Genomic DNA, 16,072 nt, shown 5'->3' on the forward strand with positions numbered 1-16,072 from the left:
GCAAAAAGCCTGCTCAATGAGCAGGCTTTTTTAAGGTGGTCGGTGATGAGCAAGGTTAAAAGGCGAACTCCCTGCTTTCTTACCTCAAAACATGGGCACAATTGAGATACAAAAAAGCCTCGTCATTTCTGACGAGGCCTTGAATGTGGTCGGTGATGAGCCAAGGTTAAAAGGGAACTCCCGACTCTTAGGTAAAGAAATTACCTAAGCCCTAGAAAGCAAAAAGCCTGCTCAATGAGCAGGCTTTTTTAAGGTGGTCGGTGATGAGCAAGGTTAAAAGGCGAACTCCCTGCTTGCTTACCTCAAAACATGGGCACAATGCAGATACAAAAAAGCCTCGTCATTTCTGACGAGGCTTTGAATGTGGTCGGTGATGAGAGATTCGAACTCCCGACCCTCTGGTCCCAAACCAGATGCGCTACCAAGCTGCGCTAATCACCGATTTCTTAGTATTTATAGAGGTTAACCCTCTGGTCCCACTCTTTATGAGCTTCGCGACGATGCGCTACCAAGCTGCGCTAATCACCGATTTCTTAGTATTTATAGAGGCTAACCCTCTGGTCCCACTCTTTATGAGCTTCGCGATGATGCGTTACTAAAAACACTATCACCGATTAAGTTACTTTTGGATAAATCCAGTGCCTAACTTTAGCGCTTTAGATTAACGAATTTCGCTAACCTGAATATGGGGTGAGTAATGGGGCTTGAACCCACGACAACCGGAATCACAATCCGGGGCTCTACCAACTGAGCTATACCCACCATAGAGTTTTCAAGCGTTTCCGAAGTAATGGCGCACCCGACAGGAGTCGAACCTGTGACCTTCGCCTCCGGAGGGCGACGCTCTATCCAGCTGAGCTACGGGTGCTCAACGCTGGAGGAGCCGTATATTAGGGTTTTCGCCCCCTTCTGTAAAGACATTTTATAAAAAAAAATGTATTTGCTGGCTTTTCTTACAAGTGCTGAAAAAGCCGCCAAATTTATGCCCTCTTTAGTACTTTTTATCGCCAGCTGCACGATTACGTGATGGGGCTAAAGCCCGCATAAGCTACGCCACTAAGATGCGCCATTTCTCGATGCCACGTTGCCAAATCCTTTTTACTGAACTGATTTAAATGCTCATGACCACACGCTCTGGCCATCACCGTCATTAATGCCACCGAGGCATCAAAAAAGTTAGCCAATTGTTGAGCCGATTTATCAACGTTCAAACGTTGGCGCAAGTCGGCATTTTGAGTAGCAATGCCTGCCGGACAGTTATTGGTATTGCAAATTCGAGCCGCAACACAACCAATCGCCTGCATCGCGCTATTAGAAATAGCAATACCATCAGCGCCCAAAGCCATGGCTTTGACAAAGTCCATTGGCAAACGTAAACCGCCGGTAATAATGAGCGTAACTCTGCCGCTTGCACCTTGCTGATCTAAGTAGCGGCGTGCCCTAGCCAAAGCTGGAATAGTGGGTACGCTAATGTGGTCTCTAAATATTTCTGGGGCTGCGCCCGTGCCACCGCCGCGCCCATCGAGAATGATGTAATCGGCACTAGCATCTAAAGCAAACTGAATATCACGCTCAATATGATTAGCACTTAACTTAAAGCCAACTGGAACACCGCCGCTCATCTCGCGCACTCGGTCTGCGAAATGCTTAAAATCACTCACGCTGTGCATATCTTGAAATGTAGGCGGCGAAATCGCCGATACACCTTCTGGAATGCCCCTTACCAAGGAAATTTTACCTTGGTTCTTATTACCCGGAAGATGCCCACCAGTGCCTGTTTTCGCCCCTTGTCCCCCTTTAAAATGAAAAGCTTGCACTGCTGCTAACAAAGACTCTTTATAGCCAAACTTGGCGCTAGCTAGTTCGTAAAAATAACGTGAGTTTTGTTGCTGCTCTTCAGCCAACATACCACCTTCGCCAGAACATATCCCAGTGCCGGCTAATTCAGCCCCTTTGGCTAAAGCAATTTTGGCTTCTTCAGATAACGCACCAAAGCTCATATCGGACACAAATAAGGGGATATCTAAACGCAGCGGTTTTTTGGCCTCTGGACCAATAACCAACTCCGTAGAAACAGGATGGTCTTCTAACAAGGGTTTGGTAGCCATTTGCGCCACCATAATTTGAATATCATCCCAGTGCGGCAATAAATGCCTCGGCACTCCCATCGAGGTCATGGCGCCGTGATGCCCAAGTTGGGATAAACCCTCGCGAGCTAACTGGTGAATAAACGCCACGGTAGGTTCTTCAGTTGTAGGAGTCGCACTAGGCGCAGCATTAACCGCGCTAGCTTGCGGAGCTTCTTTGCCGATTTGCTCACTGCTTATTTGCTTGTGGCTACCGTCGCAAAAGGGGCTATTAGCGGTGGTTTTACAGGCACATAAATAGGCATCACCGGTTTGTTCTGCCTTAAAAGCTTTGGGGCTTAAGCCTGTACCGGCATGGCTGCCATCGCAAAAGGGCTGGGCTTTAGAGCGGCCACAACTGCAAAAGTAATATTGGTCACCTTTTACTAAATTTACCTTTTTAGGTTTGTTATCGGCAATAATTGCTTTGCTCATACACACTCCTCACGCTTACTTGCCCAAGCTAATTTACGCTGCTTTGCATTCAATCAGCTTAGTCGCTTTTGGCTGGCATGAGGGCTTAGTTACTTAGTCGCTGGCGCTTTGACCTTACTTTTAAAACTAAAAGCATGTTCAGATTCACCATGTTCTCGCAAGTGCTCTAATCGCGCTAACGCTTCTTCTATCGTTGGCCGATGCCCTGTTTCAACCCACCACAATACATAGGTCGCCAGCGGTGATTTATCAAACCACTCACTGCGGCGGCGCATAAAATCTACATGATGAGTCTTAAACATAAATGCCTGTAAACTGGCTACCGACTGCCATACCGACATATTCACAATGATTCTGGGATTGCTAAAAGCCTGAATCTCGGTTGCATTGCCGGTCTCGTCTTTTAATCGCCATATAAACCCCTCGCTGGCTTCAGCCAGAGCATTAATCGGTTCAAGGTTATCTACGAACTCTTTCAAGCGAGGAGAATCCAATTCATCTTTAGCAGTGGCAATATTAAGCTGAGCTAGATGCATGTTTTTATCCTGTTGTATGTTAAAGAACTAAACGCATTGGAACATCAATGATCCCTTTGGTTTCACGGCGTTCTAGTTCAGCCACAAAACCCCATGCCTGATAAATCGCCTTCGCGTTAAGCGATGCATTTACCGTAAACTCGCCACAATTGCCATTGGCTAAGCAAGACGCTTTAGCGTGTTGCCACAAGCACGACGCTAATCCTTGCCCTTGAGCGCTTTCGGCGACAAACAGATGATACAAATGCTGATTGTCTCGCATAGCCACTACCCCCACCAGCTCAGTACTATTTTCTGATGTTTGCTCAGCAAGATGATAACGAAAGCCTTGTTGAAGATATGAACGAACCGCCTGTTCGCTCATGGCATCTAGCAAGCGAGCTGCGCCAGCGGGGCTAAAGTCCTCAACCAAAAAACGCCGAGTAAGTTGACTGACTAAAACACTAATGGCCGCAGCATCATCAAGCTCAGCCAAGCGAACGGTGAAGCCTTTATCCATCTAGTTTCCTTAAGATTAACCGCAGCTTAAACCAGCTAAAGCCTTAAGCTATGTACAATCAGTTAAGCATATACCTTAATTCGCAGTTTTCCTCTTGCCTGCTTAGGTAAAGCGAATATGATGGTTCCACTTTCACACCTTAGCTTTACCCAGCGTTTAGAACACAAGTGACAGCTCATGCTCAGTAAAAATATTACTCAACAATTTTGGCGTTATTCCATCCCTTCTGTGGTCGCAATGATCGTGAGCGGCATTTACTTAATTGTAGATGGAATATTTATTGGCCAAGTATTGGGTGCCGAAGGCTTAGCAGCCATTAACTTAGCCTGGCCAATTATTTTCTTGGTTACCGGTTTAGGGTTAATGGTAGGGGTGGGTGCAGGAGCACTCATTTCGATTGCCAGCGGCGAAGGAGACAAGCAACGCGTACAAAGTTTGTTTAACCATGCCTTGTTACTAATGGTGTTAATGGCGCTCATATTCAGTGCTATTTTAGCCTTGCTGGGGGCCAACCCAATTACTTGGCAAGGCGCCAGCGGTAATATTCAACAATTGGCAGAAAGCTACTTAGGCATACTGGGTAACGGCGCATTAGTGGTGCTGTTTAGCTGCGCACTGCCTATTTTGATCCGTAACGATAACTCACCCAATTTTGCCACCATTTTGATGGTAATAGGCGCATTAGCCAATATCGGCCTCGACTACTTGTTCATTGTAAAATGGAACTGGGAATTAGCGGGCGCTGCCTACGCAACTTTGGGTGCGCAAGCGATTGTGATGCTGTTAGCCCTCGCTTATTTTGGCTCGCGCTATAGTAACTTACGTTTTCAGTTTAGTGGTTTTAGGCTAAATACCCGCTACTTGGCAAACATTTCTAATTTAGGCTTGAGTAGCTTTTTCACCACTGTTTATACCGCTTTTATTACGCTGATTCATAACTACCTCTTTTTACGCTACGGCAGCATAACCGAAACTGGCGCTTACGCGATTGTGCTTTACCTGAGTGTAATTTATTACTTTATCGCTGAAGGTTTTGCCAATGGCATGCAGCCGCTAATATCTTATAACTATGGCGCCAAGCGGTATGACAACGTACTTAAAGTAATGGCCTTAGGATTTAGCATTATTTTAGGGACTGGGGTGGCAGCCGTACTACTGATGAATGGATTTAGCGAGTTTAGCGTGGGAGTGTTTAATAACGATGACCCAGCCTTGCTAGACGCCACCGTAAGCGGCATTCGCCTGCATCTTTGGGCTATGCCCTTAGATGGCTTAGTATTTACCGGTGCAGTGGTGTTTCAGTCAATCAACCGGGCCAGCCGTGCCACCTTTATTTCGCTTGGCAACATGGCTATTCAACTGCCCTTTATGTTGGTTCTACCATTCTTGTTTGGAGTGAATGGCATTTGGCTGGTGATGCCCTTATCTACGGTATTACTCAGCCTGTTAGTCGCATGGTGGCTGGTAAAATTAGTGCAACAGTTTAAGGCTGAACTCGCTTTAAAACAGGCCTGAAAGGCATAAAAAAGCCGAGCATCAACTCGGCCTTTCAACGTAAGTCATCCGCCTATGGTAAGGCCTGACCACGCGAAGTCACGTAAAGCTGGTACCACTGCTCGCGGCTTAGCTCAACTTTAGTGGCATCTGCACAGGCGCGAATGCGATCAACATTAACACTGCCAATCACTGGCTGAATACCCGCAGGGTGGCGTATTAACCACGCCAATACAATGGCCTCAGGAGAGGTCGAGTACTGGTCTGCATACTGGCGAACTAACTGCGCGGTATCGCGCTGTTGTTGAGTTGCATTAGATAGGTCGGCACCACTAAACAAACCGCGCGCTAAACTGCCCCAAGCTTGAATTTGCACCTTATTCATCGCGCAATATTCTAAGGTGCCCGCAGCAAAGCTATGCCCTTTCACTTGCTCGTCGTTCACCGCAATGTTGTGATTTAACCAATCAAGCTTAGACAAGCTCATTTCTAGTTGGTTAGCCACCAGCGGGAAGCTGAGTACTGATTGCAAATGTGCAATTTGAGCACCGCTCATGTTAGACACACCAAAATGTTGTACTTTGCCGCTGTCTTTAAGCGCTTGCAATACTTCCGCCACCTCATCCATTTCTGCCAGCGGATCAGGGCGATGTAGCATCATCACATCAATGCTGTCACTTTGTAGACGACGTAACGAGTCTTCAACACTTTGACGAATATAATCTGCCGACCAATCGTAGCGACCACACCACTTATCATCACCAAAGCGAATCGCACATTTGGTTTGCAAAATAATTTGCTCACGTAACTCTGGGCGCTGCGCCAATACCTGACCAAATACCTGCTCGGCTTTACCCATGGTGTAAATGTCGGCGTGGTCGAAATAGTTAATGCCAATCTCTAAAGCAGCATCAATTGCCGCGTTCGCTTGATTTACATGGTCTTGGTTTACTGGAGAGTTGTCCCAGTTACCGCCTAAGCCCATACAGCCATAAACGAGGCGGCTCGCCTTAGGTAAAACTAAATTAATTGGAGATGCAGCCATTTGTCGCATGCCTTTATTGTTACGAATATTGAGCAAGTATAACGATAAATCTTCATTGGCTAATAGGTTTATAGGCAGAATTTACGCACTATAGTTCGAAGCAGTAAAACAATGCAGTGCTAAACCAAGTAAGCACTGCATTAAACTTTAAAGAAGATCGCGTAAGCGATAGTAGCTCATGGCTAATACCAAAGCCGGCGTGCGTAACAACCGCCCACCAGGGAAAGGCATATGGGAGATTTTTTCAAAAATATCGAAGCGTTCAGACGTTGCCATAATCGACTCAGCCATTAGCTGGCCAGCCAATCCTGTAGCGGCAATGCCATGCCCAGAAAAGCCCTGAGCAAAATACACATTAGGGGCAATACGGCCAAAGTGCGGGGCGCGGTTAATGGTTATGCCCACATTGCCTCCCCACGCAAACTCGACTTGTTCATCTGCCAATTGCGGGAATACCCAATCCATACGTTGCTTCATGGTTTTTGCGAGATCGCGAGGCTCTATGCCGGAGTAACTCACTCGGCCACCAAACAACATGCGATGATCACCTGAACAGCGGTAGTAATCCAATACAAAATTAATGTCACACACTGCCATATTGTTAGCAATTAACTCACGAATTCGCTGCTCGCCTAAGGGCTTGGTCGCGCAAATGTAAGTACCCACTGGCATCACTCGGCTTTCTAATTTGCTATTCAGCCCTTCCATATAGGCGTTACACGCCAGCACCACATGGGAACAAGTCACCCTACCGCTGGCGGTGGTTATGCTTACTTTACTGCCATGTTCAATCTTGGTGACTTTACTGTCTTCATAAATCTCGGCGCCTGCTAATTCAGCGGCTTTAACTAAACCCAAGGTATAATTTAGTGGGTGCAAATGGCCGCTATTGGGGTCGAACATGCCGCCTAAATAACGCGGACTAGCGAGCTGGCTTTCTAGCTTGTCACGGTTCCAATATTCTAGTTGGTCATAACCATAATCGCTGCTGAGTTGCTCGTGCCATGCTTTCAGCTCTGTTACATGGCGATCTTTAATTGCCACATGAATTTGACCATCTTGCCAATCACAATCAATTTTGTGCTTATTAATATTGGTCTTGGTAACGGCTAAAGCCTCTACCGATAAATCCCACATCTTTTTGGCATCATCTTTACCCATTAGCTTTTCAAGCGTTGACTGCTCCGAGGCCCAGCCAAAAATAGCTTGGCCGCCACTGCGACCCGAGGCGCCCCAGCCTACTCGCTCACCTTCTAATAAGATGACTTTATAACCTTTGCTGGCCAACTCTAGGGCGGTAGTCGCGCCGGTTATGCCTGCACCCACCACACATACATCTGCTTGCTGGTCTCCCTTCAGTTGCGGATAATCAAGCTGCAGATTCGCACTCGCCGCATAATAGGAATTTGCATGTTGCGCTTTCATGTACTCACCTTTGATCTAAAAATAAACTGCTGCTTCCCTGCTAGCTAAGCGCTACACCATTTGTTGATACCACTGTTGCTCTAGGGGCGAGACTTGTGCTTCAAAGCGATGCCATTCGCTGAGCTTATTAGCGTGATAAACGTGGCTAAAGTCCTCACCTAAGAGAGACCATAATGTAGAGTGGGAAAAAGTTTTTAAGGCTTGCTGCCAATAGGTAGGTAAAGCCGGCGCGTTAGCTTTACTGGCGTCACCACTAACCGCTTCGGCGCAATCTAACTGCTGGTCAATACCATAATCAATACCCGCCAATAAAGCCGACATAACGATATAAGGATTACAATCTGCGCCTGCTACGCGGTGTTCAATACGTGTATTCGCCTTACTACCAGAAGGAATACGTAAGGCAACAGTGCGGTTATCCCAGCCCCAGTTTGCCTGCAGTGGCACAAACATATCAGGTTGAAAACGGCGATAAGAGTTGGCGTTAGGTGCCAGTAAGGCAATGGCTTGTGGCATGGTATCGAGTAAACCCGCGAGGGCGTGTTCCAACAACGCGCTATCTTTAGCAAACCGATTATTGCCCAATTCATCTAACATGCTGATGTGCACATGGCAGCCATTACCCGAATGCTCGGCATAGGGCTTGGCCATAAACGTGGCTAAATAACCATGTTGTTTAGCCACCGCCTTAATGGCGCGTTTAAGCAAAATGGCTTGGTCGCAGGCTAAAAGCGGATCTTCTTGGTGCTGCAAGGTCACTTCAAACTGGCCGGGTGCATATTCGGCAATTACATTGTCGCTGGGAATGTTTTGGGTATGGCAGTAGTCTTGAATGTCTCGAATAAACTCAGAAAACTCGTCTAGCTCATCTAGGGAGTAAACTTGGGTTTGCTGCATGCGTTGTTGCGATTTAGGTAATAAAGGCGCTTGCGGCTGGCGATTTTCACTACGCGCATCCAGTAAGTAAAACTCCCACTCTATAGCAACACAAGGGAACATACCGCGCTGCTGCAAGCGGCTAAGTGTTTTAGTTAATAACTGACGAGGGTCGGCAAAAAAAGGCTGGCCGTCCACTTCATGCATGGTGACAAGAGCTTGCGCGGCGTTTTTCTTCCATGGGATAACACTTAAACTGTGCGGCAGTATGTGACAAATTCTATCGCCGTCACCCTGTTCAAAACCTAGCCCTGTTTCTTCAACTGTTTCACCACATATGTCTAAGGCAAACACCGATGCAGGCAAACACATACCTTCTTTGGCTATTTTTTCCAAAGATGCCGCTTCAATACGTTTACCTCGGATCACCCCATTCATATCTGAAAGCATTAAATCAATGCTTTCTAGATGCGGATGAGCGGCCAAAAAGTGGTGTACTTGCTCAAGCAAACTATCTGCTCGATCCTGCGGCTGGTGTTTCAACATAATTAACAGTCCCTCAGTAAAAGCGTCCCTTACAGCCCTTAGATTTACAACATAGTGTTAAGTATAATGCAAATAATTTTGCCTTATAAGCCAAAAAAGACGCTATATTTAGGTTTTAGTTAACACCTTGTTGACTTTATCGCCAAATCGTGACAATTCTAATTAGCACGGAGCAAAAAGCCGAGGGCGTCGATATATGCCCTAGTTTACTTAACAATAAATAACAGGTGATTATGGATAACGTCAGGAAGTGGTTTGCGGATAACAAGATAACCGAAGTTGAATGCCTCATCCCCGATATTACCGGTAACGCCCGCGGTAAAATTATCCCCGCAAGCAAATACCTCAAAGAAGGCGGTATGCGCCTTCCAGAATCAATTTTCTACCAAACCGTAACTGGTGACTGGCCAGACGACGATGAACTGTTCGACTGGACTGAAAAGGACATGAACCTTGAACCCGACACCGACAGCGTGCGTTTTGTGCCTTGGGCAAAAGAACCCACCGCTCAGCTAATTCATGATTGCTACACCGCCGATGGTGAGTTAATTGGTATGGCGCCGCGTTCGGTGCTAAAAAAAGTGCTGGCCTTATATGAGAAAGAAGGTTGGAAGCCCATTGTCGCCCCAGAGCTCGAGTTTTTCTTAGTGAAGAAAAACGTAGATTGGGACTACCCCCTTGAGCCGCCCATTGGCCGTAATGGTCGCCCAGAAACAGCCCGCCAATCATTTAGTATTGATGCGGTAAACGAATTTGATCCGCTGTTTGAAGATATGTACGACTACTGTGAGGCGCAAAACCTCGATGTAGATACCTTGGTGCATGAATCCGGTGCCGCACAAATGGAGATTAACTTTGATCATGGCGAGCCAGTACTCGCCTGTGACCAAGTCTTTTTGTTTAAACGCACCATGCGCGAAGCCGCGCTGCAACACGATACTTATGCCACGTTCATGGCTAAACCTATGGAAGATGAACCCGGCAGTGCCATGCACATTCACCAGAGTTTGGAAGACTTTGATGGCAACAACCTGTTTGCCAATAGTGATGGCAGCAACAGCGAGCAATTTTTAAGTTTTATTGCTGGCCTACAGCAATACACTCCCGCCAGCATTGCCTTCTACGCACCCAACGTGAACAGCTATCGCCGTTTAATGTTTGGTGACTCAGCACCGATTAATCTGCAATGGGGCATCGACAACCGCACCGTAGGATTACGTGTCCCCTTGTCTGATGCGCAAAACCGCCGAGTAGAAAACCGCTTTGCCGGCGCCGATGCCAACCCTTATTTGGCAATGGCGCTTACCTTGGCCTGCGGCTACATAGGCATGAAAAACAAACTCGTACCGTCTGCCCAAGAAACCGGAGACGTTAGTGAAGACAGCTACACCTTGCCCGGCACCTTAGAAGAAGCGCTGGTTAAGCTAGAGCAGTGTGACGAACTCAAAGATATTCTCGGCGAGCGTTTTGTTAACTGCTACGTGGCGGTGAAGCGCAAAGAATACCAAACCTATTTCAAAGTGATTAGTTCATGGGAACGTGAGTTTTTATTGCTCAACGTATAAACAATGAGTTACCCCGGCCATTAGGAGGCAAAATGAGCACAGCAACATTAACGATACAACAACAAGACAGCGCCCACTGCTTGCACCCTTTCACTAACTTTAAGGAGTTAAATGAGAAAGGAGCTAGAGTGATAGAACGAGGCGAAGGTGTTTTTGTATACGATAATGAAGGCAACAAGTTGCTCGATGCCATGGCCGGACTATGGTGTGTAAATTTAGGCTATGGTCGCCAAGAGTTGGTTGATGCGGCGGCCAAACAAATGCAGCAACTGCCCTACTACAACTTGTTTTTTCAAACCACTCATAGCCCTGCGGTAGAGCTGTCTAAACTGTTGGCTGAGCTTACGCCCGAGGGATTAAATCGAGCATTTTTTACTGGCTCAGGATCAGAATGTAACGACACCGTGGTGCGTATGGTTCGCCACTATTGGGCTAGCAAAGGCCAGCCGAACAAGCTCGAAATCATTAGCCGCAACAATGCTTATCACGGCAGCACTATGGCGGGTGCAAGCCTTGGCGGTATGGGTTTTATGCACGCCCAAGGTGGCTTACCGCTGCCCAACATCTGCCATATCGACCAGCCCTATTGGTTTGAAGAGGGCCAAGGCCAAGATCCGCAGGCCTTTGGTGTAGAGCGCGCTCGCCAGTTAGAGCAAAAAATCCTCGAATTAGGTGAAGACAAGGTCGCCGCCTTTATCGCCGAGCCCATTCAAGGAGCTGGCGGAGTGATTATTCCCCCCGATAGCTACTGGCCAGAGATTCAACGGATCTGCGATAAGTACCAAATTTTACTGATAGTAGATGAAGTGATTTGCGGCTTTGGCCGCACTGGCGAATGGTTTGCCAGCCAAACCTATAACATTAAACCCGACCTGTTGTGCTTAGCCAAAGGCATTACCTCAGGATACTTGCCACTGGGCGCAGTAATGGTGTCGGATAAAGTGGCACAAGGCTTAATTGACGCCGATACCGAGTTTGCCCACGGCTTTACGTATTCCGGTCACCCCGCGGCTTGTGCTGTAGCTATTGAAAACATTCGCATCATGCAGCAAGAAAACATCGTTAACACTGTGCGTAACGACACCGCCCCTTACCTTGCCCAACGCTGGCAAGAATTGGGCGAGCATCCTTTAGTGGGTGAATCACGCAGTAAAGGCATGGTGGCCGCCATAGAGTTAGTCGCCAATAAAAACACCAATCAGCGCTACGGCAAGGATGTTGGCGCTGGCGGCGTATGTCGCGATATATGCATTAACAATGGATTAATTATGCGCGCCTGTGGCGACACCATGATTATTTCCCCTCCATTGGTTATCACTAAACAACAAATAGATCAGTTAATCACACTGGCAAAACAAAGTTTGGATGACACTCTGCAGGCATTGAGTTAATCCGCGAAGCAGTACGAGCAAACACCACATGGAATTGGAGAACATTGATGAACAAAGCTAGCCTGAAGCTAACCATAGCTTCCCTGTTAACTGCCAGCGCAATGAACCTGCAGGCAGCAGAAGAAAAAGTGCTTAATGTATACAATTGGTCAGATTATATCGCCGAAGATACCATTGCTCAGTTTGAAGCCGAAACGGGCATTAAGGTGGTTTACGACGTATTTGACTCAAACGAAGTGCTAGAAGCTAAAATCCTATCGGGATCAACTGGCTTCGATCTTGTGGTTCCTACCTCAGACTTTTTAGCTCGCCAAGTTCAAGCAGGCGCGTTTATCAAATTAGACAAAACAAAACTCACTAATTATAGCAATTTAGATGCTAAAATTATGGACATGCTTGATGACACTGCAGATCCGGGCAACCAATATGCAGTGCCCTATTTATGGGGAACCACAGGCTTAGGTTACAACGTAAACAAAGTTAAAGAAGTGCTTGGCGAAAACGCTCCCACCAATAGTTGGGATTTAGTGTTTAAACCAGAGAATATGGAAAAACTGCAAAAGTGTGGCGTGGCATTTTTAAACGCCCCAACTGAGCTGTTTGCAGCGGCGCTGCACTATGTGGGTAAAGACCCAAATAGTGTTGACCCTAACGATTACAAAGACACCGGCGAAGCTTACCAGCTGCTAAAAGCAGTTCGCCCTTACGTCACTTATTTCCACTCTTCGCAATACATAAATGACTTAGCGAATGGGGACATTTGTGTGGCTATTGGTTGGTCTGGCGATGTGCTACAAGCCTCAGATCGCGCGGCAGAAGCCGACAATGGCGTAGAGGTGGAATATGTAATCCCGCAGGAAGGCGCTTTAGCGTGGTTTGATCTCATGGCGATTCCAGCAGATGCGCCACATAAAGATAACGCGCATAAATTCATTAACTTTTTATTGCAGCCTAAGGTGATTTCAGAAATCTCTAACTACGTGTGGTATGCCAACCCAACGCCAGCGTCGAAGGAGTTTATTGATCCCGAAATTATTGAGCACCCAGGTATTTATCCAAGTGACGAAACCCTAGCCAAGCTGTATGGCGCAAAGGTAACGCCAGCGAAAGTGTCACGCACACTTACTCGCTCTTGGACTAAGTTTCTTCAAAACTAGCGAGTCGCTTGCCACCTAAGGGTGGCAAGCACGTTTTTGTTTCTTGATGGAGGATCCGCAATGGCTGCGGTGTCACACATTTCAAAGCTTCCGGTAGACGGAGAAAAGGCTCCGGAGCCTTTGTTACACATTGAAAGTATTAGCAAAGATTACGATGGAGCCATCGCGGTAGATAACGTAAGCCTTACCATTAACAAAGGTGAGATTTTTGCACTGCTAGGTGCATCAGGTTGTGGTAAATCAACGCTGTTAAGAATGCTGGCCGGCTTTGAAAAACCCAGCTCGGGCAGCATTATTCTCGACGGCCAAGATCTTATTGGCGTGCCGCCGCATCGACGCCCCGTCAATATGATGTTTCAGTCTTATGCCTTGTTCCCGCATATGACCGTAGAACAAAACATCGCCTTTGGTTTGAAACAAGACAAACTCCCAAAAGACGAAATAGCCGACACCGTGGCCAGAATGCTGGAATTAGTGCGCATGAGAAACTACGCCAAGCGTAAGCCTCATCAACTGTCTGGTGGTCAACGTCAGCGCGTAGCGCTTGCCAGAAGCTTAGCCAAACGCCCTAAATTGCTGCTACTAGATGAACCAATGGGCGCACTGGATAAAAACCTTCGCGGGCAAATGCAGCTTGAAGTAGTGGATATTCTTGAGAAAGTAGGCGTAACTTGCGTAATGGTGACCCACGATCAAGAAGAAGCCATGACCATGGCTAGCCGGATTGCGATTATGAATCGCGGTCAGTTTATTCAAGTGGGCGAACCAGAAGAAATTTACGAATATCCCAACTCGCGTTTTAGCGCCGAATTTATTGGCTCGGTGAACGTGTTTGAGGGTGTATTACGCGACAACGATAACGACAGCGCCACCATTGATAGCCAAGAACTGGGCTTTCCTATTAGTCTCAACCACGGTGTATCATCAGCCCCTGGCGTGCCATTTATGGTGGCGGTACGCCCCGAGAAAATGAGTATTTTCAAAACCCTAAAAGGACGTACTAACAACGTGTGCCAAGGCACCGTAGAAGACATTGCCTACTTAGGTGACCAGTCAATTTATTACGTACGCTTGGCCAGCGGTAAGCGGGTAACGGCAGCCATGCCTAACAGCAGTCGCCATCGCAACAACATGCCCACCTGGGAAGACCAAGTTTATCTATGCTGGCAAGCCGATAGCTGCGTGGTGTTAAAAATATGACCACTCAATCATCAGCCAAACTCAAAAAGTGGCTCACTCGCCTTACGCCCAGTGGTCGCTGTGCGATACTCGCCGTGCCCTACTTTTGGTTATTTCTATTCTTTTTGATGCCATTTTTTATCGTCTTCAAAATTAGTTTTGCCGAAGCGGTTATTGCTATTCCACCTTACACTCAGCTGATGACAATGGCCGAGGAGCAGGTGCAAATACTGCTAAACCTAGGCAACTACGCTTACTTAATTGAAGACAGCCTGTACATTAGCTCTTACTTGCAGTCGGTACGGATTGCTTCCATCTCAACCTTGTTGTGTTTAATCATTGGCTTTCCCATGGCTTGGGCAATTGTTCACTCTAGCCCCGCCAATCGTAATATATTGTTAATGCTAATTATTTTACCCTCATGGACCAGCTTTTTGATCCGTGTTTACGCATGGATTGGCATTCTTAAAAACAACGGTTTCTTAAACAATATTTTGATGTACACCGGGATTATCGACGAACCTTTGCGAATATTGCATACCGATACTGCGGTGTACATTGGCATTGTATACACCTATTTACCGTTCATGATTTTGCCTTTATATACCGCCTTAATGCGCGTCGATTACTCCTTAGTAGAAGCCGCTCGCGACTTAGGTGCGTCTACCACCACCGTGCTGCTTAAAGTGCTGTTGCCATTAACCAAGGCCGGCATTATTGCCGGTTCGATGTTGGTATTTATTCCAGCCGTGGGCGAGTTTGTTATTCCTGAATTATTAGGCGGCCCAGACTCCATTTTGATTGGTAAAATTCTCTGGCAAGAGTTCTTTAATAACCGCGATTGGCCAGTGGCTGCAGCCGTTGCCTCGGTGATGTTACTGCTATTAATGGTGCCGATTATGTTCTTTTATCGCTATCAAAAACGTGAAATGGAGGCCGGCTAATGGACGCTATCCCCGTTTACAAAACCAAGTGGAAGTGGGCGATACTCGGCTTAGGCTTATCTTTTCTTTATTTGCCTATTTTAAGCCTGATCATCTACTCGTTTAATGCCAACCGTTTAGTCACGGTATGGAGTGGTTTCTCTACCAAGTGGTACGGCGCCTTGTTTGACGACGCCCTGCTAATGAACGGCATTACGCTTAGCTTGCTAATTGGTTTTATGTCGGCCACCGCCGCGGTGGTACTGGGCACGTTAGCCGCTTTTGTGATGACCCGTTATAACAAGTTTAGAGGCGAAACCAGCTTTGCCTTTATGATTACTGCCCCCTTAGTTATGCCAGAAGTTATCACCGGTTTAAGCCTGTTACTGCTATTCATTTCTTTGGGGCAAGTGTTTGATTTATTTAGCCAACGCGGCATGTTAACCATTTGGATTGCCCACGTTACTTTTTGTACTGCTTATGTCTCGGTAGTGGTGAGTTCGCGCCTGCGTGAGCTAGATAAAAGCATTGAAGAAGCCGCCATGGATTTAGGGGCTACCCCCTTAAAAGTATTTTTTGTGATTACCTTACCCACCATTTTACCGGCGATTGTGGCGGGTTGGTTATTGGCCTTTACCTTATCCTTAGATGACTTAGTCATTGCGAGCTTTGTCTCGGGCCCAAGCGCAACAACCTTACCAATGGTGGTGTTTTCTAGCGTAAGGTTAGGGGTAAGTCCCAAAATTAATGCCCTAGCCACACTGATAATTGGTGTAGTATCTGTCGCTACTTTTATTGCTTGGTGGATTATGGCCAAAGCAGAGAAACGTCGCTTGCAGGAATTAAGAACCGGCAATGCTAAATAGGCGTTAGAA

The 16,072-nt window shown here is 46.9% G+C and carries 13 protein-coding genes and 3 tRNA genes; 7 read left to right on the plus strand and 9 right to left on the minus strand.

Going from position 1 to position 16,072, the window contains the following annotated elements; genetic code table 11:
- Positions 1-364: 364 nt before the first annotated feature.
- The 6 genes from Q4549_RS11710 to Q4549_RS11735 all read right to left on the minus strand — a co-directional run bounded on the left by Q4549_RS11710 (position 365) and on the right by Q4549_RS11735 (position 3,596).
- Positions 365-441: transfer RNA gene (locus tag Q4549_RS11710), tRNA-Pro, on the minus strand.
- 245 nt (positions 442-686) lie between these two features.
- Positions 687-762 (minus strand) — tRNA-His (locus Q4549_RS11715).
- A 29-nt stretch (positions 763-791) separates the two neighbouring features.
- Positions 792-868, minus strand: a tRNA-Arg gene (locus Q4549_RS11720).
- Between the two features lie 151 nt (positions 869-1,019).
- Positions 1,020-2,561, minus strand: coding sequence for a glutamate synthase-related protein (locus Q4549_RS11725; protein WP_303551987.1), 1,542 nt, complete (start codon positions 2,559-2,561; stop codon positions 1,020-1,022).
- A gap of 89 nt (positions 2,562-2,650) precedes the next feature.
- A complete protein-coding gene (locus tag Q4549_RS11730; protein ID WP_303551989.1) occupies positions 2,651-3,097 on the minus strand; it encodes a DUF3291 domain-containing protein in 447 nt (148 codons plus the stop codon).
- A 19-nt stretch (positions 3,098-3,116) separates the two neighbouring features.
- Positions 3,117-3,596: a GNAT family N-acetyltransferase gene (locus Q4549_RS11735; RefSeq protein ID WP_303551992.1), complete on the minus strand. Its 480-nt coding sequence runs from the start codon at positions 3,594-3,596 to the stop codon at positions 3,117-3,119.
- A 177-nt stretch (positions 3,597-3,773) separates the two neighbouring features.
- Here Q4549_RS11735 and Q4549_RS11740 point away from each other — a divergent pair, with 177 nt between their 5' ends.
- Positions 3,774-5,111 (plus strand): MATE family efflux transporter, encoded by a 1,338-nt coding sequence (locus Q4549_RS11740; protein ID WP_303551994.1) that lies wholly within the window; start codon positions 3,774-3,776, stop codon positions 5,109-5,111.
- A 52-nt stretch (positions 5,112-5,163) separates the two neighbouring features.
- Here Q4549_RS11740 and Q4549_RS11745 read toward each other — a convergent pair whose 3' ends face one another.
- The 3 genes from Q4549_RS11745 to Q4549_RS11755 form a co-directional block, all read right to left on the minus strand.
- The gene (locus Q4549_RS11745) at positions 5,164-6,135 is read right to left on the minus strand and encodes an aldo/keto reductase family oxidoreductase (protein WP_303551996.1); all 972 of its coding nucleotides are present in this window, start codon (positions 6,133-6,135) and stop codon (positions 5,164-5,166) included.
- A 147-nt stretch (positions 6,136-6,282) separates the two neighbouring features.
- Positions 6,283-7,560, minus strand: a complete 1,278-nt coding sequence (locus Q4549_RS11750) for an FAD-binding oxidoreductase (RefSeq protein WP_303551998.1) — start codon at positions 7,558-7,560, stop codon at positions 6,283-6,285.
- A gap of 51 nt (positions 7,561-7,611) precedes the next feature.
- Positions 7,612-8,982 (minus strand): glutamine synthetase family protein, encoded by a 1,371-nt coding sequence (locus Q4549_RS11755; RefSeq protein ID WP_303552002.1) that lies wholly within the window; start codon positions 8,980-8,982, stop codon positions 7,612-7,614.
- A gap of 233 nt (positions 8,983-9,215) precedes the next feature.
- Here Q4549_RS11755 and Q4549_RS11760 point away from each other — a divergent pair, with 233 nt between their 5' ends.
- From Q4549_RS11760 to Q4549_RS11785, 6 genes are read left to right on the plus strand one after another with little or no spacing between them, the layout of a single operon-like run.
- Entirely contained in the window at positions 9,216-10,547 is a 1,332-nt protein-coding gene (locus Q4549_RS11760; protein WP_303552005.1) for a glutamine synthetase family protein, read from the plus strand.
- Between the two features lie 32 nt (positions 10,548-10,579).
- Positions 10,580-11,938, plus strand: coding sequence for an aspartate aminotransferase family protein (locus Q4549_RS11765; protein ID WP_303552007.1), 1,359 nt, complete (start codon positions 10,580-10,582; stop codon positions 11,936-11,938).
- Positions 11,939-11,985: 47 nt separating this feature from the next.
- Complete coding sequence (locus tag Q4549_RS11770) at positions 11,986-13,095, plus strand: extracellular solute-binding protein (RefSeq protein WP_303552010.1); 1,110 nt, start codon at positions 11,986-11,988, stop codon at positions 13,093-13,095.
- Between the two features lie 60 nt (positions 13,096-13,155).
- Entirely contained in the window at positions 13,156-14,295 is a 1,140-nt protein-coding gene (gene potG / locus Q4549_RS11775) for a putrescine ABC transporter ATP-binding subunit PotG (protein WP_137672378.1), read from the plus strand.
- Positions 14,292-15,218: a putrescine ABC transporter permease PotH gene (gene potH / locus Q4549_RS11780; protein WP_303516828.1), complete on the plus strand. Its 927-nt coding sequence runs from the start codon at positions 14,292-14,294 to the stop codon at positions 15,216-15,218. The genes potG and potH overlap by 4 nt, the downstream gene beginning before the upstream one ends.
- Positions 15,218-16,063, plus strand: a complete 846-nt coding sequence (locus Q4549_RS11785; RefSeq protein WP_137672380.1) for an ABC transporter permease subunit — start codon at positions 15,218-15,220, stop codon at positions 16,061-16,063. Before potH ends, Q4549_RS11785 begins: the two co-directional genes overlap by 1 nt.
- Positions 16,064-16,072 lie beyond the last annotated feature (9 nt).

Source organism: Agarivorans sp. 2_MG-2023 (assembly GCF_030548085.1).
Taxonomy (GTDB): domain Bacteria; phylum Pseudomonadota; class Gammaproteobacteria; order Enterobacterales; family Celerinatantimonadaceae; genus Agarivorans.

Excerpts from the sequence above, each read along its gene's own strand:
- Q4549_RS11725 (WP_303551987.1), bottom strand. The coding sequence starts at position 2,561 with ATGAGCAAAGCAATTATTGCCGATAACAAACCTAAAAAGGTAAATTTA.
- Q4549_RS11730 (WP_303551989.1), bottom strand. The coding sequence starts at position 3,097 with ATGCATCTAGCTCAGCTTAATATTGCCACTGCTAAAGATGAATTGGAT.
- Q4549_RS11735 (WP_303551992.1), bottom strand. The coding sequence starts at position 3,596 with ATGGATAAAGGCTTCACCGTTCGCTTGGCTGAGCTTGATGATGCTGCG.
- Q4549_RS11740 (WP_303551994.1), top strand. The coding sequence starts at position 3,774 with ATGCTCAGTAAAAATATTACTCAACAATTTTGGCGTTATTCCATCCCT.
- Q4549_RS11745 (WP_303551996.1), bottom strand. The coding sequence starts at position 6,135 with ATGGCTGCATCTCCAATTAATTTAGTTTTACCTAAGGCGAGCCGCCTC.
- Q4549_RS11750 (WP_303551998.1), bottom strand. The coding sequence starts at position 7,560 with ATGAAAGCGCAACATGCAAATTCCTATTATGCGGCGAGTGCGAATCTG.
- Q4549_RS11755 (WP_303552002.1), bottom strand. The coding sequence starts at position 8,982 with ATGTTGAAACACCAGCCGCAGGATCGAGCAGATAGTTTGCTTGAGCAA.
- Q4549_RS11760 (WP_303552005.1), top strand. The coding sequence starts at position 9,216 with ATGGATAACGTCAGGAAGTGGTTTGCGGATAACAAGATAACCGAAGTT.
- Q4549_RS11765 (WP_303552007.1), top strand. The coding sequence starts at position 10,580 with ATGAGCACAGCAACATTAACGATACAACAACAAGACAGCGCCCACTGC.
- Q4549_RS11770 (WP_303552010.1), top strand. The coding sequence starts at position 11,986 with ATGAACAAAGCTAGCCTGAAGCTAACCATAGCTTCCCTGTTAACTGCC.
- potG (WP_137672378.1), top strand. The coding sequence starts at position 13,156 with ATGGCTGCGGTGTCACACATTTCAAAGCTTCCGGTAGACGGAGAAAAG.
- potH (WP_303516828.1), top strand. The coding sequence starts at position 14,292 with ATGACCACTCAATCATCAGCCAAACTCAAAAAGTGGCTCACTCGCCTT.
- Q4549_RS11785 (WP_137672380.1), top strand. The coding sequence starts at position 15,218 with ATGGACGCTATCCCCGTTTACAAAACCAAGTGGAAGTGGGCGATACTC.